This is a genomic window from Enterobacter sp. BIDMC 26, assembly GCF_000534435.1.
Classification (GTDB): domain Bacteria; phylum Pseudomonadota; class Gammaproteobacteria; order Enterobacterales; family Enterobacteriaceae; genus Enterobacter; species Enterobacter ludwigii.
Map to the genome: position 1 here is coordinate 2,845,300 of NZ_KI973182.1, position 24,574 is coordinate 2,869,873.

General features: G+C 58.1%; 17 protein-coding genes. 9 read left to right on the forward strand and 8 right to left on the reverse strand.

Annotated features, from left to right (window positions below):
* Positions 1–16 precede the first annotated feature (16 nt).
* Positions 17–361 (forward strand): cupin domain-containing protein, encoded by a 345-nt coding sequence (locus L462_RS10010; protein ID WP_032678804.1) that lies wholly within the window; start codon positions 17–19, stop codon positions 359–361.
* 68 nt (positions 362–429) lie between these two features.
* A complete protein-coding gene (locus L462_RS10005; RefSeq protein ID WP_032678805.1) occupies positions 430–987 on the forward strand; it encodes a YceI family protein in 558 nt (185 codons plus the stop codon).
* Here the strand turns inward: L462_RS10005 and L462_RS10000 are convergent.
* The 3 genes from L462_RS10000 to L462_RS09990 are packed head-to-tail and all read right to left on the reverse strand — an operon-like array spanning position 979 to position 2,829.
* The gene (locus tag L462_RS10000; RefSeq protein WP_032678806.1) at positions 979–1,767 is read right to left on the reverse strand and encodes an anti-sigma factor family protein; all 789 of its coding nucleotides are present in this window, start codon (positions 1,765–1,767) and stop codon (positions 979–981) included. The genes L462_RS10005 and L462_RS10000 overlap by 9 nt on opposite strands.
* The gene (locus L462_RS09995; protein ID WP_080346980.1) at positions 1,764–2,294 is read right to left on the reverse strand and encodes a sigma-70 family RNA polymerase sigma factor; all 531 of its coding nucleotides are present in this window, start codon (positions 2,292–2,294) and stop codon (positions 1,764–1,766) included. The genes L462_RS10000 and L462_RS09995 overlap by 4 nt, the downstream gene beginning before the upstream one ends.
* A 7-nt stretch (positions 2,295–2,301) precedes the next feature.
* Complete coding sequence (locus tag L462_RS09990; RefSeq protein WP_032678808.1) at positions 2,302–2,829, reverse strand: tetratricopeptide repeat protein; 528 nt, start codon at positions 2,827–2,829, stop codon at positions 2,302–2,304.
* Between the two features lie 768 nt (positions 2,830–3,597).
* Between L462_RS09990 and L462_RS09985 the strand changes: the two genes are divergently transcribed.
* From L462_RS09985 to nudI, 5 genes are all read left to right on the forward strand, one after another.
* The gene (locus L462_RS09985; protein WP_032678809.1) at positions 3,598–13,698 is read left to right on the forward strand and encodes a BapA/Bap/LapF family large adhesin; all 10,101 of its coding nucleotides are present in this window, start codon (positions 3,598–3,600) and stop codon (positions 13,696–13,698) included.
* 79 nt (positions 13,699–13,777) lie between these two features.
* On the forward strand, positions 13,778–15,181 hold the full coding sequence (locus tag L462_RS09980; protein ID WP_032678810.1) for a TolC family outer membrane protein: 1,404 nt from the start codon (positions 13,778–13,780) through the stop codon (positions 15,179–15,181).
* Positions 15,178–17,376, forward strand: a complete 2,199-nt coding sequence (locus L462_RS09975; RefSeq protein ID WP_032678811.1) for a type I secretion system permease/ATPase — start codon at positions 15,178–15,180, stop codon at positions 17,374–17,376. The genes L462_RS09980 and L462_RS09975 overlap by 4 nt, the downstream gene beginning before the upstream one ends.
* 10 nt (positions 17,377–17,386) lie before the next feature.
* Complete coding sequence (locus L462_RS09970; protein WP_086462978.1) at positions 17,387–18,556, forward strand: putative HlyD family type I secretion protein; 1,170 nt, start codon at positions 17,387–17,389, stop codon at positions 18,554–18,556.
* Positions 18,557–18,727: 171 nt separating this feature from the next.
* Positions 18,728–19,153, forward strand: coding sequence for a nucleoside triphosphatase NudI (nudI, locus tag L462_RS09965; protein WP_032678812.1), 426 nt, complete (start codon positions 18,728–18,730; stop codon positions 19,151–19,153).
* Here nudI and L462_RS09960 read toward each other — a convergent pair.
* Positions 19,125–19,883: an AraC family transcriptional regulator gene (locus tag L462_RS09960; protein WP_254067932.1), complete on the reverse strand. Its 759-nt coding sequence runs from the start codon at positions 19,881–19,883 to the stop codon at positions 19,125–19,127. The genes nudI and L462_RS09960 overlap by 29 nt on opposite strands.
* Before the next feature lie 69 nt (positions 19,884–19,952).
* Here L462_RS09960 and L462_RS09955 point away from each other — a divergent pair, with 69 nt between their 5' ends.
* The gene (locus L462_RS09955) at positions 19,953–20,372 is read left to right on the forward strand and encodes a hypothetical protein (protein ID WP_020883886.1); all 420 of its coding nucleotides are present in this window, start codon (positions 19,953–19,955) and stop codon (positions 20,370–20,372) included.
* A gap of 2 nt (positions 20,373–20,374) precedes the next feature.
* Here the strand turns inward: L462_RS09955 and L462_RS09950 are convergent, their stop codons facing one another.
* The 3 genes from L462_RS09950 to L462_RS09940 all read right to left on the reverse strand — a co-directional run bounded on the left by L462_RS09950 (position 20,375) and on the right by L462_RS09940 (position 23,134).
* Positions 20,375–20,893, reverse strand: coding sequence for a DUF6622 family protein (locus L462_RS09950; protein ID WP_032678813.1), 519 nt, complete (start codon positions 20,891–20,893; stop codon positions 20,375–20,377).
* 85 nt (positions 20,894–20,978) lie between these two features.
* Entirely contained in the window at positions 20,979–22,160 is a 1,182-nt protein-coding gene (locus L462_RS09945; RefSeq protein WP_032678814.1) for an aminotransferase-like domain-containing protein, read from the reverse strand.
* A 65-nt stretch (positions 22,161–22,225) separates the two neighbouring features.
* The gene (locus L462_RS09940; RefSeq protein ID WP_032678815.1) at positions 22,226–23,134 is read right to left on the reverse strand and encodes a LysR family transcriptional regulator; all 909 of its coding nucleotides are present in this window, start codon (positions 23,132–23,134) and stop codon (positions 22,226–22,228) included.
* Between the two features lie 97 nt (positions 23,135–23,231).
* On the opposite strand from L462_RS09940, the gene L462_RS09935 reads away from it, so the two are divergent.
* Complete coding sequence (locus L462_RS09935) at positions 23,232–23,834, forward strand: short chain dehydrogenase (RefSeq protein ID WP_025203409.1); 603 nt, start codon at positions 23,232–23,234, stop codon at positions 23,832–23,834.
* On the opposite strand, the gene L462_RS09930 is transcribed toward L462_RS09935, so the two are convergent.
* Positions 23,828–24,562, reverse strand: coding sequence for a class I SAM-dependent methyltransferase (locus L462_RS09930; protein WP_032678816.1), 735 nt, complete (start codon positions 24,560–24,562; stop codon positions 23,828–23,830). The two genes, L462_RS09935 and L462_RS09930, sit on opposite strands and share 7 nt — an antisense overlap.
* Positions 24,563–24,574: the final 12 nt, after the last annotated feature.

Consider the following 24,574-nt stretch of genomic DNA (forward strand, 5'->3'; position numbering starts at 1 on the left):
TCAGGGGGACTCCATCATGAACAGCGAACACACCGCACCTGAAACCCAGGGCGTTACCGTTGAATTACTCTCCGTCATCGATCTGGGGCCGGAAATAGCGGGCATGGCCGGTCGCCAGCTTCGCATGCGCAGGGTCACTCTCGCTCCCGGCGCGGTCTTTGGTCCGGTGCATAATCATATCGACAGACCGGGCACCGTGTTTATCCTTGAAGGTACCATCACCGATCATCGTCACGGTATTGCGACTGATTACGGTCCCGGTGTCGGCTGGCCGGAAGATCACAACACGGTCCACTGGCTGGAAAACCGGGGTCCGGTAACCGCCGTCGAGATCTCGGTGGATATTATTAAGACGTCCTGACGCCTAAAAGCCGAATAGATCCCCGGGGTTGCGCGTTAACGCCTTGCCACCCCTAAAGAGATCCTGAGATGCTGCGACGCCTGGTTATTCTGTTCGTGTTGCTCTGTCCGCTGGCGCAGGCCGCCCCGCAGAGCTATACCATTGATACTGAAAACACCGCCATACGGTTATCCTGGCACGCCTTCGGGGGGATCCTCTCCTGGGCCAGATTCAGTGGCGTCACGGGTTCCGTAACGCTTAACCCGGATAAGGATATCGATGACCATATTCATGTCACCCTTCCCGTGGCTACCCTGGTTGCCTCAAACAGCCTGCTCACCTGGCAACTGAAAAGCGACATGTTTTTTGAAGCTGAACGTTATCCTGTTATCGAATTTATCAGCTCACGCGTGGTCGCTCAGGGTTCAGGAACGTTCAGGGTGTTCGGAACATTGACCGTACGCGACATTGCCCGCCCGGTCATTCTGGACGCCGTCGTGAAAGATCCGCACGCGCCGGTCCTCATGCTGGATGCGACAACGACCATTTCGCGCGCGGCTTTCGGCATGGATAAATTTGCGCTGGTCGTTGATGACAGGATTGCCATCACCATTGCGATTCAGGCTAACGGCATCCCGTCATCCTGAAATCAGGCTTTGCAGCTGCTCTGCACTGCCCCGCAACTGTGGGAGCGGGTTGCGGCCGATCAACACAAACTGATATCCCGCTTTCTGCCACCACACCAGGTTCATGTCGTGCCGCTGTTCCTGTTGAGCGGCTGTCGTTGTCTGCTCTGTCGGGGAGATACACAGCGCCATTGGGCCATAGTCGGCATTTATCCAGGCTATTTGCGCGATAGAGGTGGTTTCATAGCGCAGCATGCGGACCATTTTAAGCTCTGCTCCATGGAGGATAAGCTGTGACGCCTGAAGTTGCAGGCCGATATCCTGCGCTGCCCGTTCCAGCCCACGCTGCAGAACATGCGGCGCGTTGTCCATATCCAGCAATGTCTCGACGCTGTAAAGCGACATGTATTGCGCTTCGAGGTCACGAATATGGGCGTTTTCATCAGAAGGTGCGAAAGCGGGTCGCAACCCATATCCCACGCCGGAACCGACCACCAGGAAACTGACCGACGCGGCAATGAGTGCGCGCCGGCTTACGCCAGCCGGGGTAGCGGGCTTCGGATCGGGCAGTTCCGCCAGCCGGGCCTGCATTTTCTCCAGAGGAGCATCATCCAGCATAGCGGCAAACGCGCCGGGGTAATCCGCATTACTTTTCATTAACTCGGCGGTCCGCCCGGAGAGGCGCTCGTCACGTCTCAACTGTTCTTCAAATTTTTGCGCGTCGGCATGACACATCTCGCCATCTATCCATGCCACGATAGCCTCATCGTTATAGGGCGCTGTAAAACGGTGCGCGTTCAAGAGCGTTTCTCCTTAACCGGGGGCAAGGCATCGGCAGACGCTGCCAGCGTTGCCCGTGCCGTCGCCAGTCGGCTCATTACGGTACCGATCGGCACCGCCAGGGTGTTCGCGGCTTCCTGATAGGTAAAGCCTTCGACATACACCAAAAAAACCGTGTTGCGCTGGGCTTCCGGGAGCGCGTTGACGCGCTGCATCACCTTCAGGTAATGCAGGTGCGTCTCATCCTGTTCACGGGTATCCGGTGCCAGAAGCTCGTCGCTGGCGACAAACCCCTGCCCCTGACGAACATGGCGTGCCCGAAGCTCAGAGATCCAGATGGAGTGCAATATCGCGAACAGCCACCTGTCGATACGCGTACCGGGCATGTACTGACTGCTTTTTTCAAGCGCGCGGACGCAGGTGGACTGAACCAGCTCTTCGGCGACATCCCTGTTTCGCGACAACACCAGCCCATAACGCCAGAGACGTGAGAGGTGTGCGGCTAACTGTTGGCGAACCTCACGGGTAGCGATGTGTTTTCCCTCCACGAGAAAATCAGGATTCCGGATGTCCGTTAATGGCAGCCTGCAGGTCACGGTACTCTTCACAGGACTGGCCGCAAATACCGGCAATCACTTTCAGTTGCTCTTTGGCCAGATCCGGACGTCCCTTGACCATCCACGCCTCGCCCAGGTATTCACGGGCTTTGGCATAATCCGGGGCGATAGCCAGCGCACGCTGGTAGTAACCGATACCTTCATCCGTACGACCCAGTTTGCGGGTGGCATACCCGCGATAGTTCCATGCTTCAGCCGTGTTGTTATTTTTTAACGAATCAAGAAGGTTCAGCGCCGCCTGGTACTCGCCTTTTTTAGCAAGGTGATAGGCATAGTTGGTTTTGTCCTGATCGCTAAGGCTGCTGCTCTTATCGGGCACACATTTCTGAGTTGCACTGTCATACACCTGTCCGGACGGACAGTCGGGAGTTTTACTCTCGGTACTATTATCGCCCATCGCCAGCGCGAGAGGAGACAACAGGGAAAAAATCAGCACCGGGATCAAACGCACAGAGGTCGTGTTCATAAAAGGCTCCAGGGTGAATGGGAATGACGTCAGTAAACGCGTGAGCGGTGCATTTTATTCATTCCCGGGCCCCTCTTTTTTTTCTCAGAATCATGTTGACGTCGTATCCCCATTAAATGTTGAGCGGGATATTTTATCTTTACTCCCTGTTAGTTATTATTTTTCTCTCAGTAGCAGAATCCCGGCACCGCACAAGAATATATTTTTAATTAATTACCAACATAATATATGTTATATCAAAAACGTTACCCTAACTTAAACGCACATTAAGCCGGCATAAACAATAGCGTTTAACGCCATCCTATAAAAAGTCCCCTGCTAAATATTTATTCATGGCAAATGATAAAACACCGCAATTTACAAACAAATAAAAATACAATAAATACAACAAGTTATCTTTTTTAAATTATAATAGCCAGCTATGAATTAATGCCCCCTTCAACGCTTCACACAGTGTTTACAGATGCTTAATTTGCACATTCAGACTTTTCTGGCTATATCATTTTTATATCGTCAAAACCAATACCTCTATTAATTACAGGGTTTTATACAACACAAAAATACAAATAAACGACATTCTCTCTCATGAGTAATTAGATTCGCTATGATGTTGCCACTCTGGATTATGGCGGGCATCGTTCGCTCTAAAAAAAATAACGGTGAGTGCTGCGTAAATAACAGCAACTCCGCCGGGGGCGTGCTTTACCTTCCGCAGAGATGGCGCATCTTGCACGCCGTTCACGACAACTCTGCTGGAGTAATACCTAAATGAGCCAAATCTCTGTTATATCGAAACTCACTGGCGTGGAAACTACCACGGAAGGCACACAGGTTACGCTGAGCCATTCCTCTATCGTTGAGCTTCATGTAGAGCGAGCCGATGTCTCCCACTTCGCCCGCAGTGGTAACGATCTGGTGGTCACGCTGCACTCTGGCGAGGTCATTACCCTGAAGAATTTCTACGTCACCGACGCGGAGGGGGTGAGTCAGCTCGTCCTGGAAGAGAGTGACGGTGCGCTGTGGTGGATTGAAGATCCTACCGGGGCTGCTACCTACGAATCTATCGCCTCCACGGACGTATTACTGGCGGCCTCAGGCGGTGATACCGGTGGCGCAGCCATCTGGCCATGGGTACTCGGTGGTCTTGCTGTCGCAGGCGGGATCGCTGTCGCGGCAAGCAGCGGCGGCGGAGGGGGTGGCGACGATGATGATGACAATACGAACCCCGGCACGCCGGGCAATCCTTCCGATCCGGATACCACACCGCCAAATGCGCCTTCCAGTCTTCAGTTTTCTTCGGATGGTAAAACTGTCACAGGTACTGCCGAACCCGGCAGTACGATTACGCTGAAAGACATGAACGGGAATGTGATCGGTACAGGTCAAACCGGTAGCGACGGCACATTTACCGTATCTCTCGGGACGCCACTGACCAATGGTGAGCAAATTACCGCCACAGCTACGGATGCTGCCGGGAATACCAGCCAGGGCACGAATGTAATCGCACCGGACACCACCGCGCCTGATGCAGCGGCCATCACCAGCATAACAGATGATATTGACCCGCAGACGGGGGCAATCAGTAACGGCGGTAGCACCAACGATCAGCGTCCACAGCTTACCGGCACTGCCGAAGCGGGCTCCACCGTGACGATTTATGACGGTGGTATCGCGATTGGGAGTGCGGTCGTGGCCAGCAATGGCACCTGGACCTTCACACCGTCAGTAAACCTCAGTGAAAGCACCCACCAGATTACCGTGCAGGCAACCGACGCCGCCGGTAACTCCGGTCCAGTCTCACCGGTATTCACCCTCACGGTCGACATTACCCCGCCGGATGCACCAAGTACGATTGTGCTAACCGACGACACGGGCCAAATTAGAGGAACCATTACCTCGGGCGTGCCCACCGATGCTTCCCTGCCGGTCCTGGCAGGGACTGGCGAGCCTGGTGGAACTATCACCATCTACGACAATGGCGTGGCGATTGGGACCACGACGGTGCAGCCCAACGGCACCTGGAGTGTCACACCAGACAATCCGCTCCCGGAAGGGACACACTCGATAACCGTCAGTGAAACCGATGCTGCAGGAAACCAGAGCACAACATCGCAACCTATCACCTTCACTGTGGACACTACGCCGCCGCTTACTCCTGAAAACGTGGTTGTCTCGGCTGATGGCACCACCATCAGCGGCAACGCAGAGCCCGGGAGCACAGTAACCATCCGTGAAGGTGGCGTCTTCATTGGTGATACTGTGGCTGATGGCCAGGGCAATTTTACCCTGCCGCTGAACCCGCCGAAGATCAATGGCGAAAACCTAACCGCAGAAGCCACCGACACGGCAGGCAACACGGGTCCGACAGCACCCGTTGTTGCACCGGATATTACCCCACCGCAGGCCCCGGTCATTGTTTCAGTGGTTGATGACGTCCTTGCCACCACCGGACCAGTCGAGCAGAGTGGACTGACTAACGACCGGTCCCCAACGTTAAACGGAACGGGCGAACCCGGCTCGACCATCACCATTTCCAGCGACAGCGATATTATCGGGACGGTGGTCGTTCCGTCTTCCGGCCAGTGGAGTTTTACACCGCCTTCTCCGCTGTTAGATGGAACCCATGTGCTAACGGCAATTGCGGCGGACGCCGCGGGTAATCAGAGCGGGCCATCAAACACCTGGACAATCAACGTTGACGGCACGGCACCAACAGCTCCGGTGATATTACAAGTCGAGGACGATGTTTCCGGAAGCACTGGTACGATCGGTAACAATGAGACCACTAATGACGCATCCCCGACGCTCAGCGGGACTGCCGAAGCAAATGCGACGATCACCCTCCGCATGGACGGCGTTGATATTGGTACCACCGTTGCCGATAGCGGCGGTGCGTGGATCTTTACCCCTTCCACACCGCTTAGCGAGGGGCAGCATGCCCTGACCGCAGTCGCAACCGACGTGGCAGGCAACATCAGTGGGATTTCCAACACCTGGGGCATTACGATTGACAGCGTGGCACCTGCCGCCCCGCTCATTACCCAGGTGGTGGATGATGTCCCGGAGGGCCTCGGTACACTCTCCCCTAACGGCAGCACTAACGACACTACCCCGACACTCAACGGTACGGCTGAGCCGGGCTCGACGGTCACCATCCGCCTGGATGGCGCCGATCTTGTCACGATCCCGGTCGACGGCAGCGGCACGTGGTCCTATACCCCCACCGTGCCGCTTGGCGAGGGTCCTCATACCTTTACCGTCGTCGCGACCGACGCGGCGGGTAACACCAGCCTGCCGTCAAACGACTTCACCTTTATCGTCGATACCACCGCGCCAGTGGCTTCAACTATCGCCACCGTCACCGATGACGTTGGCGGCGTTCAGGGACCGCTCAGTAGCGGTGATACCACGGATGACACCCAGCCGCTGCTGCAGGGCTCCGCGCCTGCAGACACGATTATCACCGTCTATGACGGTACGACCCTGCTCGGCACCGCCACCCTCGACGGCAGCGGCGGCTGGCAATTTACGCCAACGACCCCGCTCACCGACGGCACGCATTCGCTGACGGTTCACGCCACGGATGCCGCCGGAAATACCACCATCTCCAGCCCGTTTGAATTAACGATAGATACCATTGCGCCAGCCACACCGGATATTCCGGACATCACCGTGAATCCTGACGGCGGTGCAACGCAAACGCCATTGAATCCGGGTGAAACCACGCGTGACACCACGCCAACCCTGAGCGGTACCGGCACGGTCGGCGATACCGTGACGATCTACAACGGCGGTGTCAAAATAGGTGACGCCGTAGTGGACGGCTCCGGCAACTGGTCCTGGACACCGACAACCCCACTGCCCAACGGTACCTATGACATCACCCTGACCGTCACCAACGTGGACGGCACGGGCAACGAAAGCGCCCCGTCCCAGCCGGTGACCATCACCATTGACACCGCCCCGCCAGCTACGCCAGCAGCACCGGTGATTACGGACAGCGTCAGCCAAATAACCGGACCGGTTGCCGACGGGGAAACCACGAACGATCCGCGTCCGGTCCTGAGTGGCACCGGCACAGCGAACGATGTGGTTATTATTTATGACAGCATTAATGGTCAGCCTGCTACCGAAGTGGGTCGCGTCACCGTAGACAGCAACGGCAACTGGAGCTGGCGCCCTGACGCCAGCATTGATGAGGGAAGCCACGAATTTACCGCCACCGCCACCGACGAAGCCGGTAACGTTTCGGCGGCGTCACCGGGGATCACTATTACCGTTGATACCGTGGCACCTGATACGCCTGTCATTAGCGCCGTTGGCGGTAAGCCAGACGGTGGTGTTACCACGGATACTACCCCCGGTGTGGGCGGTACCGGCCCTGCGGGCGAAACGGTCATCGTTTATAACAATGGCGTTGAACTAGGACGCGTCGAAATCGGCAGCAATGGCGAGTGGTCTCTCGATCTTCCGACCCAGACTGATGGCCCACTCAACATCACCGTTGCGGCAGTCGATGCTGCGGGTAACGTCAGCGGCCTCAGCCCGGTCTTCACCGTCACCGTTGATACCACTGCGCCAGAAATCCCGCTGATTAATACGGTGTCTGACAGCCAGCTCACAAGCAATGTGCTTTATACCCGTGATGGCACGCCGACCCTCACGGGCACCGGCGAACCGGGTACCACCGTTATCGTCTCCGTAGACGGTACAGCATCCACGGTGCCGGTAACGGTACAGCCGGACGGCAACTGGAGCTGGACCGCCGACAGCACGCTGGCGGAAGGCCCGCATACCTTTACCGTCTCCGCGGTCGATCCGGCTGGCAATACGTCCGGTAGCTCTGCACCGCTTAGCGTTAACGTCGATACTCTGGATCCGGCCGCTCCCGCGGTTACTGGCATAGCCGCTCAAGGTACTCCATTGACCGGCACCGCCGAAGCGGGGGCTACCATCACTGTAACCGATAACAATGGTAATGTTCTCGGGACAGGCGTAGCCACCGGTGGCGCCTTCTCCATCGCGCTCAGCCCAGCCCAAACGGATGGCGCTGTGCTGACGGTGACCGCGACCGATGCCGCGGGCAACCTCAGTCCTGAGGCATCCTACACCGTCACCGGTACGCTGCCGAATCTTCCGGATGTGCCCATCATTACGGCGATTAACGACGATGAAACGCCTGTCACCGGCGACGTGAAAGACAAAACCACCAACGACATTACCCCGACACTCGTGGGTACGGCCGAAGCGGGCAGCATTATCACCATCTACCAGGACGGCATCGCGGTTCCGCTGATCAACGTGATTGCTGATGCGGACGGTAACTGGAGCTATACCCCACTGATTGCGCTGGGTGAAGGGCTGCACACCTTTGAAGTGACCGCGACAGTCGGGCTCTCGACCAGCGGCCGCTCGCCGGTTGCAACCGTCACCGTTGACCTCACTGCACCGGACACGCCGACCATTGGCTCAGTGATTGATGATGTCGGCCCTGGCACTGGTCAACTCACCAACGGGCAGACCACCAACGACAACCAGCCTACCCTTACCGGCTCCGGCACGGTGGGCGATACCATCTCCGTTTACAGCAACGGAACCCTGCTGGGTACCGCACTGGTCGGCAATACGGGGACCTGGGTCTTCACACCGCCCGCGCTGGCGGAGGGCAATAACGTTCTGACCATCCGCGAGACCGACCCCGCGGGCAATGAAAGTGGTCTGTCGACAGGCTTCACCATCGTCGTTGATACGGTTTCCACCACGCCAGCGATCACCAACGTAACGGATAATGTGGGCAATGCTGCCACCACGATTGTGAGCGGCGATCCGACTAATGACGCGACGCCAACCCTTTCGGGGACGGCGGAAGCGAACAGCGTGGTGAAAATTTTCGACGGCGGTACCCAGATTGCCGTGGTCACGGCTGACGGCACCGGTGCCTGGACGTTCACCCCTGACACCGCGCTCGGCGAAGGGCCTCACGCCTTCACCGTTACCGCCACCGACCCACAGGGCAACGTCAGCCAGGTGTCTAACGGCTGGAACGTCGTGGTTGACCTGACGGCGCCAACGGTTCCAACGCTGGATACGGTTAACGACAATGCCCCTGGCGGCGTGACCGGCAATTTCACCAGCGGGCAAGTCACCAACGACACCACCCCGACGATCGGCGGCACCGGACAACCGGGCAGTACAATCCATATCATGAATAACGGTACGCAAATTGGCCTTGCGACCGTCGACGGAAGTGGTAACTGGACCTTTACCCCGAGCACGCCGCTGGGCGACGGCAACTATCTCCTTCGCGCCTACGCTACCGATGCGACAGGCAATGCGTCAGCAAACTCGTCGGTCTTTGCCTTTACCGTGGATGCAGCAGGCCCTGCTGCGCCACTGGTCAGCAGTGTGATTGACGACGTCGGCCCGGTCACCGGTACGCTCACCACCGGCAACAGCACCAACGACGCGCGTCCGGCCTTCAACGGTACGGGCGAAGTGGGTGCCACAGTGCATATCATTGTGGATGGCAACGAGATTGGCACCGCGGTGGTTAATGCCCAGGGGAACTGGACCTACACGCCTGACATCGCCCTGAGTGACGGGCCTCATGCCATCACCTTCAATGCCACCGATGCGGCTGGCAACACCGGCAGCACGACGGCACCGTTTAACCTGACAGTGGATACGGCACCACCGGCGGCACCGGCCATCACGACCGCGGGAGACAACGCAGGCAGCGTACAGACGCCGCTGACTTCCGGGCAAAGTACCGACGACACCACGCCAACGTTGACGGGCACCGCGGCAGCCAACGCCACGGTGACCATCTATGAGAACGGACAGCCGGTCGGCACCGCGCTGGCGGACGGCACCGGAGCATGGAGCTTTACGCCGTCATCAGCGCTGAACAATGGCAGTCATACCTGGACCGCGACCGCGACCGACGCGGCGGGGAACGTCAGCCCGGCGTCGCCTGGCTTTACGCTGATTGTTGATACCAGTGCACCTAATGCGCCGGTTATCAGCCAGGCCGTTGACGATGCGGGCAGCATCACCGGCCCGCTCAGTTCAGGACAGACGACCGACGACACCGTGCCACGGCTTGTCGGGACCAGTGAGCCGTTTGCGACTGTGAATATCTACGAAGGCACAACGCTTGTCGGAACGGGCACCGCGGATGCCAGTGGCAACTGGAGTATCTTGCTCACGACCACCTTAGCCACGGGCGCGCACAGCTTCACGGCGCAGGCCACGGATGCAGCGGGTAATACCAGCGTTTCGTCAGCGGCCTTTAGCCTGACTATCGACACGACGCCGCCAGCCCTGCCGGTACTGAGCAGCATTGTGGATGATGTGGGCAATGCGGCTACGCCGATTGCCAATGGCGGATTGACTAACGACGCGCAGCCTACCCTCACGGGTACGGCGGAAGCGGGTGCCACGGTGAAAATTTTCGATAACGGCGTCCAGATTGGTAGCGCGATCGCGACCGGCGGGGCATGGAGCTTTACCCCTTCTCCGGCGCTGAGCAACGGGTCGCACAGCCTGACGTTTACCGCCACCGATGCGGTGGGCAATACCAGCGCATCCACCACCCCCTATGTGATCAACGTGGATGCCATAGCGCCAATCGCCCCGGTTATCGGCTCGGTTGTCGATGATGTCGGTAGCGTCACTGGGCCAGTTATCGGCACCACCCCGACCAACGACACACGTCCAACGCTGAACGGAACCGCCGAAGCCAATGCGACAGTGCGTATCTATGACGGGGTAACGCTTGTCGGCACGTTAACCGCCGATGCCAGCGGCAACTGGACCCTGCCACAAACCAGCACCATACTGACGGAAGGCACGCATAACTTCACCGCTACGGCCACCGATGCGGCGGGCAACATCAGCGCGGCTTCAACCGTGACGACGATTATTGTTGATACTGCCGCCCCCACGGCACCAACCGGTACCTTTAACGCTGACGGTAGCGTATTGACTGGTAACGCGGAAGCAGGCAGCACCGTTGCTATTCGCCTTGCAGATGGCTCCACGGTGACCGCCACGGCGGACAGCAACGGCACGTACAGTTACACCTTTACGAACAAACAGACCGAAGGCCAGACGCTGCAGATCACCGCCACTGACGTCGCGGGCAATACCTCACAGCCTGGCTCCGTACTTGCGCCGGTCGTTCCGCTCTCCGCCAGCAATAACGTCGAAGAGCTGAACCTCAGCACCACGGCCACCGTCACCAACAGCCAGTACAGTGATTACGGTTTCCTGCTGGTGGGTGCCGTAGGCAACGTTCTCACGTTGTTGGGTAATGATACTGCCCAGGTGAACTTCACGGTGGGCAGCGGTGGCAGCGCGGATATTGTGGTGAACGCCAACGCCACGGGCGCGGTACTCTCTCTGCTCAACACCCTTGAACTTGTGGTTCAACATAACGTCAACGGTGTCTGGACCACCGTGGTGGATACCGGACAACCGCAGTTTGCCGATCTGCTGACCCTCGGGGCCACCGGCGTATCGCTGAACCTGACCGGGTTGGCTGATGGCGATTACCGGGTGCTGAGCTACAACACCAACCTGCTGGCGACCGGCTCCTACACCAGCCTCGATGTGGCGGTGAAAGAAACCAGCGCCGGTACCGTGACGGGCGACACCAGCCTGAACGGTAACGTAATTCTCGACGCCGACCCGACCGCGGGCAGCGACAACGCCCCGGCAGGCACCACGGTCTCTGCTGTCACCAACGCGCTGGGTGTCACTACCAGCGTGAACGCCGACGGCACGGTTGTTCAGGGCCAGTACGGTACGCTGACCATTAACCGCGATGGCAGCTACACCTACAACCTGACCGACACCAGCGCAGCGGTCATAGGTCGCACAGAGAGTTTCACCTACACCATCACCCATAACGGCGTCAGCGCGTCGGCGAACCTTGTGCTGTCGCTGGGTGAAGGCACTCTCGTCAACGGTATTGTGGCGGTAGATGACACGGCCTCGCTGACCTTTGACACGACCGTGAGTGAAATTAATAACGGCACCTCGTCGCAAGGCGGCTTTACCCTGGTGGGTATTAATCTCGGCAACACGCTGGGGCTGAACCTGCTGGACGACATGACCAACCCCATTATCTATAACGTGGAGGAAGGCACTACCCGCACCATGACCATACAGGCTTCCGTGGGCGGAGTGGCGCTGGCGTCGGTATTCGACCTGTATGTCTACAAGTTCAATAACGCGACGCAGACCTTCGAGCAGATGCGCGTCGAACCGGGCTGGCTGCGTGCGCCGTTGCTGGGCGGTACCTCGTCTCAGCTGACGCTGAACCTGCCTGCCGGGGAGTACCTCTTCCTGCTGAATACGGCTGCAGGGATCACCGCCCTGACCGCCTACACGCTGAACGTGCTGGAAGATCATGTCTACAGCGTATCGAGCATTGGCGAGACCACCACCGGAGATGTGCTGGACAACGATGTCGCAACCGGCGCGGTGGTATCAGAAGTAAACGGCGTGGCGGTGAACAGCAGCGGCCTGACCGACATTCAGGGGGAATACGGCACGCTGAGCATCAATGCGTCCGGACAGTACACCTACACCCTAAAAACCGGTGTGGGTGCGGACCATATCAGCACGCCGGATACGTTTGTCTATACCATCACCGCGCCAGACGGGACAAAGGATACGGCATCGCTCAACATCACCCCAACCGCGCAAGCGATGGATGCGGTCAACGATGTCAGTACCGTGATGGACGTCACCTCGGTGCATCACACGACAACCTACTCGGATACCACCGTCGGGACGGCCAGTTGGACAACCGCGCTGCTGTCATCAACCCAGGGCAGCGGGAGCGGAACCTTCGTGGTGGATCCGAACACCGCGCTGCATAACGCGTCGCTGCACTTTAACGTGGCATCGCTGCTGGCTCTGGGCGGCCTGACGGTGAACTGGTCAATTAGTGATGGCACAGGCGTTATCCGTAGTGGTTCCTTCAGTGGTGGCTCTTTGCTGGGCGGTAATATCGACGTTCCGCTGACCGGGCTGGATCTGAATGCCGGAACTTATACGCTGAGCTATACCGGCAGCGTACCGGGGCTGAGTGTGGGGAATATTACGATCACCCCAAGCGTGAACGGCACCACCTACTCGCTGAGTGATTTCGACGTCACCGGCAGCCACAGCGTGAACGGCAATATCTTTGACGGCACCGACTCTGGCGGCGTGTTGGATCAGTTGCACTCGGTGGATACCCGCCTCAGCGTGACCGGCTACGACGGCGTGACCACCACGCTGGATCCGTACACCGGCAGCGCAACGGTCAACGTCGTCGGCCATTACGGCACGCTGGCAATTGCTGCGGACGGCCACTACACCTACACCCTCAACACCGGGGTGTCGCTCTCAACCATCACCTCGAAGGAGACCTTCAACTACACCCTGACCGATGCCGACGGGAAAACAGACAGTGCCACGCTGACCATCAATATGGCGCCGCAGTTCATCAGCTCGGAACATAACGACGTCATTACCGGCACCGCCTACGGCGACACCCTGATTTACCAGGTGCTGAACGCCACCGCAGGCAACGCCACCGCGGGCAACGTCAGCAGCACTGCCGGCGATCACTGGACCAACTTCTCGCTCACGCAGGGGGACAAAATCGATATCGGCGATCTGCTGGTGGGCTGGAACGGGAGCAGCTCAACGCTCGGTAATTATCTGCATGTTACTAATAGTAATGGCAATACCGTGATCTCCATCGACCGTGATGGTTCAGGGAGCACCTACACTAATACGACGCTCGTGACGCTGGATAACGTCCAGACCACCTACGACGAGTTAGTGAACCAGCAACACATCGTTACCTGATAGCACCTGCACAAATGACCCGGGCGCACAGCGCCCGGGCATAAACAATAAAGCAGTACATTTTTATTAGGGATAAGACATGGGAATGAAGATGCCTTACTGGTGGCTCTCGTGCTGCCTGATATCTGTGCCCGCCCTCTCCGCGACGCCGGCGGCGATGATCAATACCGGACAACTCCGTGAAACGCAGGAACTCCCCTCTCTGAATGGCCGCGTGGCACCTGTCGTCGGCAAGGCTGCCCCCGGCACGCTGCAGCTTGGCGAAGCCGTCAACCGCGCCGTCACCTGGCACCCGGCCATCAGTGAAGCCGTGGGGAAACTCTACCAACAAAGCGAAGAGGTGGACGTCGCCAAATCGAAATACTATCCGCAAATTAATGCCGGCATGGATAACGGTTATACCCACGACGGCGACGATAATGGCTTTACTCCGTCGCTGGTGCTCTCCCTCTCACAAATGCTGTACGACTTTGGCAAGGTGGCAAGCCAGGTGCGTGCGGAAAATGCCGGCGTCGCCCAGCAGCAGGCCAACGTGCTGGTCAGCATCGACACCATCGCTCACGATACCGCCATCGCGATGGTGCAGGTGCAAACCTGGCAGCAAATGGTCGACACCGCCAAAGAGCAGCTTGAGGCGCTCTCTTCGATTGGTACCCTCACCCGCCAGCGTAATGACGAAGGGGCCACCTCACTCTCTGACGTAGTGCAGACCGATGCACGTATCGAAGGCGCGCGCGCCCAGCTGATGCAGTACCAGGCCAGCCTCGACAGCGCCCGTGCCACGTTGATGAGCTTCCTTGGCTGGAACACCCTCAACACGATCAGCAACGATTTTCCACAAAAGCTGGCCCGCAGCTGCGACATTGCCGAGCCGGACGATCGTCTGGTCCCGGCAGTATTAGCCGCCTGGGCGCAGGCTAACGTCGCCCAGGCCAATCTCGACTACGCCGACGCCCAGATGACACCGACCGTCTCGCTGGAGCCGGAGGTGCGCCACTACCTGAACGAACGCTATGCGGGTAACGAAACGCGGGATCGCACCCAATACTCTGCATGGGTGAAAGTGCAGATGCCGCTCTATCAGGGCGGCGGCCTCACCGCCCGGCGTAACGCCGCAGGCCACGCGGTAGAAGCCGCACAGTCCACCATTCAGCGTACCCGCCTCGAGGTACGCCAGAAACTGCTGGAGTCGCGCAGCCAGGTATTAAGCCTGCTGAGCACGCTGCAGATTCAGGGCCGTCAGGAGGCGCTCAGCGCCCGCACCCGTGAACTCTATCAGCAGCAATATCTCGATCTGGGTTCGCGCCCGCTGCTCGATGTGCTTAACGCCGAGCAGGAGGTCTATCAGGCGCGTTTTACCCAGCAGCAGACCCTCGGACAGTTGCACCAGCTGCAGCTCAACTGCCTCTATAACACCGGGCAATTGCGTCACGCGTTCGATCTTGATAACCGCACCATCCAGACCGTGGAGATCCAGCCATGAAGCAACGCGATATCCCGCAAGGTGAGACCATGACGGATGAGGCCCTGGCGCAGTGGGCGCAGGCCTTTGGTTTTGTCGCCACGCGCTACCGCGTCGCCTGCTCCCCCGGTGCGCTGCTCGCGGGCGCGCCGTGGCTAAAAGGCAAACCGATGGTGCCTGCACTGACTCAGCTGGCCCGTGAAGCAGGGCTGTCGTTTCAGCTGCTGACGGCGGATCAGCAGGCGATCAACAGCTGGCGTCTGCCGGTCGTGGCGGCAATGAACGACGGCAGGATCGGCGTGATCGAACATTTCGATGGCGACGATACGCTGGAGGTCAGCTTTTTCGACGATCAGACCTACACCAACCGGCTTTCGATGACCGCCATGCTGCCCGCCATCCGCCACGTCATTGCCCTGCGCCCACTGGCCGCGCTGAAAGACAGCCGCGTGGATGCCTATATTTCGAAATACCGTCCGGACTGGCTTTACCGGCTGGTAATGCGCGACTTGCGCCCCTACAGCTGGGTGATGCTCGCCGCGCTGTTCATTAACGTCCTGTCCCTGTCGGGGATTGTCTTTTCCATGCAGGTGTATGACCGGGTGATCCCCGCGCAGTCCTACCCGACGCTGTATGTCCTGACTATCGGCGTGCTGATCGCCACCCTGTTTGGCTTTGTGCTGCGCGTGGCACGCGGGCACATTATGGATCTGCTGGGCAAACGCTCCGATCTGCGCGTATCGGATCGGGTCTTCGGTCACGCCCTGCGGCTGCGCAACAGCGCCATCCCTCGCTCGACCGGCAGCTTTATCTCCCAGCTACGCGAGCTGGAGCAGATCCGCGAGATGGTCACCTCCTCCACCATCTCCACAATTGTCGATCTGCCCTTCTTTTTCCTGTTCGTGGTGGTGCTGGCAATCATCGCTCCCCAACTGGCGTGGATCGCACCGGTCGCCGCGGTGATCATGGTCCTGCCCGGTCTGCTGCTGCAGAAAAAGCTGGCAGAGCTCGCGAAGCAGTCGGCGCACGAATCCACCCTGCGCAACGCCGTGCTGGTGGAGAGCGTGCAGGGGCTGGAGGACATAAAGCTGATGCAGGCGGAAAACCGCTTTTTGCAGCAGTGGAACAGCTACATCCAGATCACCGCTGAATCTGGCCTGCGCACCCGTGAACTGACCCAGAATCTGATCAGCTGGGGAATGACGATTCAGAGCCTGGTCTATGCCGGGGTGATCGTGGTCGGTGCGCCGATGGTGATCGACGGCACGCTGACGACCGGTTCGGTGGTCGCCGCCTCGATGCTGGCCTCGCGCATGATCGCTCCGATGGCTACCCTGTGCGGCGTGCTGGCGCGCTGGCAGCAGGTCAAAGCGGCGAAAGAGGGACTGGACAGCATTATGCAGCTCCCCACAGAAAACCAGCGTGAGGAGACGCCGATCCGCCAGGATGTACTGCGCGGTCACTATCTTTTCGAGCAGGCGCAGTTCCGCTATCACCCGGAAGATCCGCGCATGGCCCTGCGCATTAACCGTCTGGAGATTAAGCCAGGCGAAAAAGTGGCGATCCTCGGGCGTAACGGCGCCGGAAAATCGACCCTGCTGCAGGCGATGGCGGGCGGAATGGATCTCGCCGGCGGTGAATTGCGGCTCGATAACTTCAGCCTCCCGCACCTCGATGTCGCCGATGTCCGGCGTAACGTCGGCTTTATGACCCAGAACGCCCGGCTCTTTTACGGCACCCTGCGCGAAAACATCACCCTCGGCATGCCGCGCGCCACCGATGAGGAGATTTTAGAGGTGCTGGAGTTAACCGGCGCTGCGGGCTTTGTGCAGAAACTGCCGAAGGGTCTGGACTACCCGATTATGGAGAACGGCGTGGGGTTATCCGGCGGCCAGCGGCAATCCATTCTGCTGGCGCGCATGCTGCTTCGCGACCCCAATATTGTGCTGATGGATGAACCGACTGCGTCGCTCGATGAGCATACCGAGCGGGAATTTATCCAGCGTCTGAGCGCCTGGCTTGGCAACCGCACCCTGATTGTCGCCACGCATCGCGTGCCGGTGCTGGAACTGGTGGAGCGCGTCGTGGTGCTCAAAGAGGGAATGCTGGTGATGGACGCGCCGAAAGCACAGGCACTGAACAACAGCCGCATGCAACAACAGCAGCAGCAGGCAGCAACCGGACGGGAGTGGAAAAATGAAAATCAGTCAGCGTGACGTCGCCGCAATGGACGACCTGGACAATGCGCTCGACTCCGAAAGCGGCTACACCGGTGCTCGGCGGATTGTTATCTTCTCTTTACTGATGTTCGTGGTACTCGGCGTCTGGGCGTGGTTTGGCGTGCTGGATGAAGTCTCAACCGGCACGGGCAAAGTGATCCCCAGTTCGCGCGAGCAGGTTTTACAGTCGCTCGACGGGGGGATCCTCACCGAGCTGAACGTCCATGAGGGTGACCAGGTGCAGGCCGGACAAGTGCTGGCGCGGCTCGATCCCACGCGTTCAGAATCTAACGTTGGTGAAAGCGCGGCGCGCTACCGTGCCTCGCTGGCCTCCAGCGTGCGACTGTACGCCGAGGTAAACGATCTGCCGCTGAAATTTCCCCCTTCGCTGGCGAAGTGGACCGATCTGACCGCCGCCGAAACCCGGCTCTATAACTCACGCCGTGCGCAGCTGGAAGATACCCAGCGGGAGCTGCGTGCGGCATTGGATCTTGCGAATAAGGAGCTGGCGATCACTCAGCGTCTGGTGAAAACCGGCGCCGCCAGCCACGTGGAGGTACTGCGCCTGCAGCGGCAGAAAAGCGATCTGGAGCTGAAACTCACCGACGTGCGATCCCAGTATTATGTGCAGGCCCGCGAGGCGTTATCCAAGGCCAACGCTGAAGTGGATATGGTCTCGGCGATCCTCAAAGGCCGCGAGGATTCAGTGACCCGCTTAACGGTGAAATCTCCGGTGCGCGGGATCGTGAAAAACATCAAAGTCACCACCATCGGTGGCGTCATCCCGCCTAACGGCGAGCTGATGGAGATTGTGCCGGTGGACGATCACCTGCTGATCGAAACCCGCCTCTCCCCGCGCGATATCGCCTTTATCCACCCGAATCAGGAAGCGCTGGTAAAAATCACCGCCTACGATTACGCCATTTATGGCGGGCTGCACGGTGTGGTTGAAACCATTTCGCCGGACACCATTCAGGACGAAGCCAAGCCGGAGGTGTTCTATTACCGGGTATTTATCCGCACCAGCCAGGATTACCTGGTGAATAAAGCAGGCCGGCACTTCTCAATCGTGCCGGGGATGATTGCGACGGTGGACATTAAAACCGGTGAGAAAACGGTACTGGATTACATGATCAAGCCGTTCAACCGGGCGAAAGAGGCGCTGCGAGAGCGCTAATCACTGGCGGTTTGTTTCTCCGGCCCTCTGCCTGTGGAAGAGGGCCGGAGTCATGGCATCCATAGCCCGCAACAATACCGCTTAAGCCAGCGGCGAAAGTCTGACCTCGTTTACCTTTTCCCTTTCCGCCTTCTGTTAAAATAGCCCAAACTCATTTTTCAGGAAGAAACCATGCGTCAACGAACTATTGTCTGCCCCATCATTCAGAACGACGGGGCGTATCTGCTGTGCAAAATGGCCGATGACCGCGGCGTATTTCCCGGCCAGTGGGCATTATCGGGCGGCGGGATGGAGGCGGGAGAAACCATGGAGCAGGCGCTGCGTCGTGAAATTCGCGAAGAGCTGGGCGACGCGCTGGAGATCACGGAGGTCAAACCCTGGGCGTTTCGCGATGACATTCGGGTGAAAACCTATGCCGATGGCACCACGGAGGAGATTTATATGATTTACCTGATTTTCGACTGCATCAGCGCAAATCGGCAGGTAACGTTTAACGACGAGTTTCAGGAAGTTGCCTGGGTCCGCCCGGAAGCACTTAAAGCACTGGATCTGAACGAAGCCACGCGCATTACCTTCGCACAGAAGGGGCTTCTTTAAGCGCCCACTGCCCGGGCGTTTTGCCGGTAAAGGCCCTGAAAACCTCAATAAACGCGCTGATACTGTTGTAGCCGCACGACAGCGCGATCCAGCCAACCGGTTTACCTGCTGCCAGCCACTCCATTGCCCGCATTACGCGGGCAAGTTGCCGCCAGTTAACAACGTTCATTCCCGTTTCCGCGCTAAACCGACGGTGGAATGTCCGCACGCTCATTCCCGCAAGGGAGGCATAGTGCTCAACCGTCTGGTTGTCGTCCACACGTAGCATCAGATGGCTGGCTACCTTCTTTAATCGGGGATCGGCTGGCATGGGCAGCAGATAGCGCACCAGACGGCCCCGCGCCAGTTCATCCAGCAGCAGGGTGAGCTTTCGCGGATCGTACCCGCTTCCTTCAGCGTTTAAACGTGAAAACAGCGCGCTGGTGAGCTCGTCGGGTTCGAAAAGCGTCGTTTCACCGGGCAGTGCTTCACACCCTGCGGGATCCAGATAGATCGCATGACCGTCAATCGCACTTCCGGAAAAGGCAGCATGCTCCTGACCGGGCGGGATCCAGCCGATATGTTGCGCCGGTACAACCGAACGCCCAGACGCTGTTTCGACAACCAGCAGACCCGTCGTAATCCGCCAGAGCTGACCGGCCTGATGGCTGTGCCACGGCGTATGGTATCCACCTGAATGCAAAAGTGTCTCGAAGCTGACCATGTTATTTGGCCGAAAATCGTTATTCATTGGCTTATTACAGAAACTACGTCTCTGTCTGTCAAGGATAATGGCGGCTCAACGCAACGAGGAGTCACCATGAACATCATCACCCGCCTGATTACCCAGTCTGACAATGCTATTTTGCGTGAGGAAATGTCCCGTTTACTGACCGGCCTGTTTAAAGGCGAGATTGATCCGAAAGACGTTTTTTCGCCAGAGTATCAGCAGATCACGGACGGTCACTCTCTTGATTATTCTGGCTTTATTCAGCACCTGGAGCACGTGCGTTCGCAGATCCGCGATATCGCCTTCCGCGTGGAACAGATAGGGTGTCATGACACACTGCTGGCTGACCGGCATATCGTGACCGTCACGTATCCCGAAGGCCATCAGGCTGAAATAGAGGTTTATATGTTTGCCACGCTATGCGCAGGAAAAATCTGCCGGATCCACGAAGTCACGCGAGTAGCTAACGGTGAAGCTTCTGCTCGCGCGCTGGCCCATGCAACGGGCTAACGTTACTCAGCCGGTTGCGGTGCGCCGCTGAGATACACACTCACATAGCGCGTAAACTTCCCGATAAACACCCCGGCAAATACTCCGCCGGAGACTATCGCCAGCGCGCTCATGGCGGGCTGTTGCAACGTCTGGGGAGAGAGGGCGTTCATCACCCCCAGCACGTATTTTACCCCAAATGCCAGCATCATAAACGGCAGTGCCGTGTAGTCCGGCTGGCGATAAAGGGTGCGCGGCGCGTCGGTGCGGGTGATGACCGTCTGCTTAATCAGCACATACCCCAGCGCCGCGCCCGCCACAATCCCCGCAACCCAAAGGGCCACCGTCGCGAGAGTAAGATCGCGATAGACCACCAGATCGTAGATATCCCAGATAAGAAAGATGGCAGGAATGATGGCCAGCCTTTCCAGCGTCACGGTGGCAGGCTTACGGGCATTGAGGCCGCGTGAGATAAGAAAGATAAACAGAACCCACACCCAGACGGGGGTGTGCGTGAGGATACCGATCAGAAATTCAAACATGGGATTCACCATGAACGCTTGCGGCGCTGGCCGCACTGCACAAGTAATGCGCATAACAGCACAGGTGCCATTATGCGCAGGTCTGTTACAGCGATTTTTTCAGGCGACGAACCGCCTCTTTCAGCTCTTCATCGGTTGGCGTGACAAACGACATGCGCAGCGTCGTATGGTCTGGCTCATTGCAAAAGAAGAACTCACCCGGCACAAAAACCACGCCGTTGCTTAACGTTTTTTCCAGCCAGCGCGTGGTGTTGATGCCATTGTTCATTTTGGCCCACAGGAACATTCCGCCCTTCGGCTTATGGAACGACATGACATCACCCAGTTCCGCCTCCAGTTCATTTGCAAAGGTCTGGTATTTCTGGCGGTATGCTTCACGGATCATTTTAATCTGATCGGCCAGACGACCGGTTTTCAGGTACTCATAGGTCATCAGCTGTGACAGCGTGCTGGTGTGCAGATCGGTGGTTTGCTTGAGATTAACCACCGCGCGTTTCAGCCACTCCGGTACCAGCACCCAGCCCACACGAGTGCCCGGGGCGAGGATTTTGGAGAAGGTCGAGGTATAGACGACGTTCTCTTCATTGCCGATATCTTTGGCATGGGCAATTAACGGGCGGAACACTTCATCGGTATAATTAATTTCACTGTACGGATCGTCTTCGATAATAACGAAGTCATAGCGCTTCGATAATTCCACCAGCTGTTTACGACGCACCTCAGAAAGCGTTACCCCACCCGGGTTACCAAATGTCGGAACAATATAAACCGCCTTGATGGTTTTATTCGCCACCAGTGCTTCAAGTTCATCCACTTTCATTCCGTCGCCATCGGTGCCCACGGATTCAAATTTGGCCTGTGCCAGACCAAATACCTGCAGTGCCGCGAGATACGTTGGACGTTCGACGACGACGGTATCGCCCGGGTTAATTAACGCCCGCGCCAGCACGTCGAGAGATTGTTGCGAACCGGACGTAATGACCACGTCATCGGCCTTGCAGGAGATCCCGCGGCCTTCACAGATGAGCTTAATTTCTTCACGCAGCCCCGGGATGCCTTCGGTCAGACCGTACTGAAAAGCTTCACCAAAATGCTGTGATAATACGGCATCAGCGGCAATTTTCAGGCCTTCATGATCGAACAGTGCAGGGTTAGGAATACCGCCACCCAGCGAAATCACCCCGGCCATTTTGCTATGTTTTAATAATTCACGGATGGCAGATGATTGCAGGCCCTGTGCGCTGCTGGCGAGTTTATTCACAGACATTCTTTGCTTACCTTCTTTTTTATAATGTGCCTAATCTTAGTAGCATAAGTCTGCGGCTTTGATAATTACTTTTCTTCAACTGCATGGCCGAAATATTCCGCGCCCTGCAGAATATGCGCGACAAATTGCGTGAGCTTGGGTAGCGGACGTAAATCCTGGCGCCACAGCAAATGTACCGGTCGTGGCGCAGGCGTGTAGTTCTCCAGCACCTGCACCAGCCTGCCGCTCGCCAGCTCTTCCGCCACCAGCACTTCGGGTTGCAGTAATAATCCCGCCCCCGCTCTCGCCGCCATCCGTAGCCCATAGCCATCGTTGCAGCGCAGAATGGCATCGCGCTTCCAGCGCATCTCGCCTTCAACCCCCGGCAGCCGCCATTCGTTACGCGCGGTCCACACCGTGTGTGACAGGCAGAGATGATCCGCCAGATCGGCAGGCGTTCGCGGCGTGCCGTAACGCGCCAGATACGCCGGGGCCGCGCAGATCACCATTCGGTACGGGCAGAGGTATTTCGCCACCAGATCGTCGTTATGAATGTCACCGATGCGAATGGCCAGATCGACCCCTTCATCCACCAGATCCACCATCCGGTTGGTCAGATCCAGCTCCACGCGCACGTCCGGGTAGCGCTGCAAAAAGGTCGCCGTGAGGGGGGCTATCACACAACCGCCAAACGAGGTGGGCGCCGTGACCCGCAAGGTCCCGGCTGGGGCGGCACGCAGTCGCTCAACCGCGCTTTCGGCGATAGAGACCTGCTCCAGCACCCGCTTCGCCTCGTCGAAATAGACCCGCCCGGCGTCCGTCAGGCTTTGACGCCGCGTATTTCGCTCCAGCAGCCGGGTGCCGAGCTGAGACTCCAGCAACGCAATGTACTTCCCCACCATCACCGCCGACATCTCCAGCCGGCCTGCCGCGCCGGTAAAACTGCCGCTCTCAACGACAGCAATGAAGGTCTCCATGCTGCGAAGCTTATCCATATTCAAAACCCCTGGTTAGCAATCCTCTAACTTTAGCCCAGTTTATCTGAGTTTTGATTTATTAAAGAATGAAGGCTCACAACCTAAGGAGTCAGCTATGAAAATCGTGATTATTGGTGCCAGCGGTACGGTCGGTCGTGCGGTAACAGAAGAGCTGAGCCGTCGCCACGACGTGATCCGCGTGGGTCGCACGCAGGGCGACTACCAGGTGGATATCACCTCTCAGGCAAGCGTCCAGGCATTGTTTGAAAACATCGGTGCGGTGGATGCGATTGTCTCTGCCAGTGGCGGCCTGCACTTCGGCCCGCTCGCGACCATGAAAGACAGCGATTTCAACCAGGGCTTGCAGGATAAGCTGCTGGGACAGGTTCGTCTGGCGTTGACCGGCCAGCATTATCTCAACGAAGGCGGCTCCATCACCCTGATAAGCGGGATCGTGGCGCATGAGCCTATCGCTCAGGGGGTGAATGCCACCACGGTGAACGCCGCCCTGGAAGGGTTTGTCCGCGCCGCGGCCTGTGAACTGCCGCGCGGGATCCGCATCAACCTGATTAGCCCGACGGTGCTTACCGAATCAGCGGAAGCGTACGAAGGCTTCTTCCCGGGCTTTGAAAGTGTTCCCGCCGCAACGGTGGCGCAGGCCTATCGTCGCAGCGTGGAAGGAGTGCAGAATGGACGGGTGTATAAAGTGGGTTACTGAGCCTTAGCGGCAGAAATCAGGACCAGCATCGGACGTTCCGCCTCTTCGGCCAGCGCGGGCCAGGCATCAATTTGTGCCTGCGTTGGTCCCCATTCGTTCACTTCCGTTATTGTCAGCCCCGCCTTAATAAGCGCATTGAGCGTGGTACCGAGCGTACGGTGGTATTTGATCACCCCGTCTGCCAGCCAGTTGCTGACGCGCTCGCCCTCATCCTGATAGCGATTAACGCCCCAGAAACGCTCGCCGTTGTCGTCGGTCAGCCAGCCCTGACGTGTGGCGCAGGTATAAATCGGATGTTCCATTGAAAAGACGAAGCTGCCGCCGGGTTTAAGCGCCCGCCGGATTTTCTCAAACAGGGAATCCAGCGCCGGCAGGTAGTGCAGCGCCAGTGAACTGTAGATCAAATCAACGCTGTTCTCAGGTAACGCCAGAGATGCCAGATCGCTGCGCTGATAGTGAATTTGCGTGTCATCCGTCAGTTCAGCCGCCCGGGCGAGCATCTTTTCGGAGAGATCAACGCCGGTCACTTCTGCCGCCCCCAGCGCGCGTGCAGCGCGACAGAACCAGCCGTAACCGCAGCCAAGATCGATAACTGACTTGCCGGATAACGGTGGCAGCATGCTTTTCAGCGCAGGCCATTCCGGTGCGCCGTCCAGACCCTGCACCGAACGCGGTAGCCGGGCATAGCCTTCAAAAAACGCCGGGTTGTCGTAGATGTTTTGTGCCATGACGGACTCCTT

Excerpts from the sequence above, each read along its gene's own strand:
- L462_RS10010 (WP_032678804.1), top strand. The coding sequence starts at position 17 with ATGAACAGCGAACACACCGCACCTGAAACCCAGGGCGTTACCGTTGAA.
- L462_RS10005 (WP_032678805.1), top strand. The coding sequence starts at position 430 with ATGCTGCGACGCCTGGTTATTCTGTTCGTGTTGCTCTGTCCGCTGGCG.
- L462_RS09990 (WP_032678808.1), bottom strand. The coding sequence starts at position 2,829 with ATGAACACGACCTCTGTGCGTTTGATCCCGGTGCTGATTTTTTCCCTG.
- L462_RS09985 (WP_032678809.1), top strand. The coding sequence starts at position 3,598 with ATGAGCCAAATCTCTGTTATATCGAAACTCACTGGCGTGGAAACTACC.
- L462_RS09980 (WP_032678810.1), top strand. The coding sequence starts at position 13,778 with ATGGGAATGAAGATGCCTTACTGGTGGCTCTCGTGCTGCCTGATATCT.
- L462_RS09975 (WP_032678811.1), top strand. The coding sequence starts at position 15,178 with ATGAAGCAACGCGATATCCCGCAAGGTGAGACCATGACGGATGAGGCC.
- L462_RS09970 (WP_086462978.1), top strand. The coding sequence starts at position 17,387 with ATGGACGACCTGGACAATGCGCTCGACTCCGAAAGCGGCTACACCGGT.
- nudI (WP_032678812.1), top strand. The coding sequence starts at position 18,728 with ATGCGTCAACGAACTATTGTCTGCCCCATCATTCAGAACGACGGGGCG.
- L462_RS09960 (WP_254067932.1), bottom strand. The coding sequence starts at position 19,883 with ATGAATAACGATTTTCGGCCAAATAACATGGTCAGCTTCGAGACACTT.
- L462_RS09955 (WP_020883886.1), top strand. The coding sequence starts at position 19,953 with ATGAACATCATCACCCGCCTGATTACCCAGTCTGACAATGCTATTTTG.
- L462_RS09950 (WP_032678813.1), bottom strand. The coding sequence starts at position 20,893 with ATGTTTGAATTTCTGATCGGTATCCTCACGCACACCCCCGTCTGGGTG.
- L462_RS09945 (WP_032678814.1), bottom strand. The coding sequence starts at position 22,160 with ATGTCTGTGAATAAACTCGCCAGCAGCGCACAGGGCCTGCAATCATCT.
- L462_RS09940 (WP_032678815.1), bottom strand. The coding sequence starts at position 23,134 with ATGGATAAGCTTCGCAGCATGGAGACCTTCATTGCTGTCGTTGAGAGC.
- L462_RS09935 (WP_025203409.1), top strand. The coding sequence starts at position 23,232 with ATGAAAATCGTGATTATTGGTGCCAGCGGTACGGTCGGTCGTGCGGTA.
- L462_RS09930 (WP_032678816.1), bottom strand. The coding sequence starts at position 24,562 with ATGGCACAAAACATCTACGACAACCCGGCGTTTTTTGAAGGCTATGCC.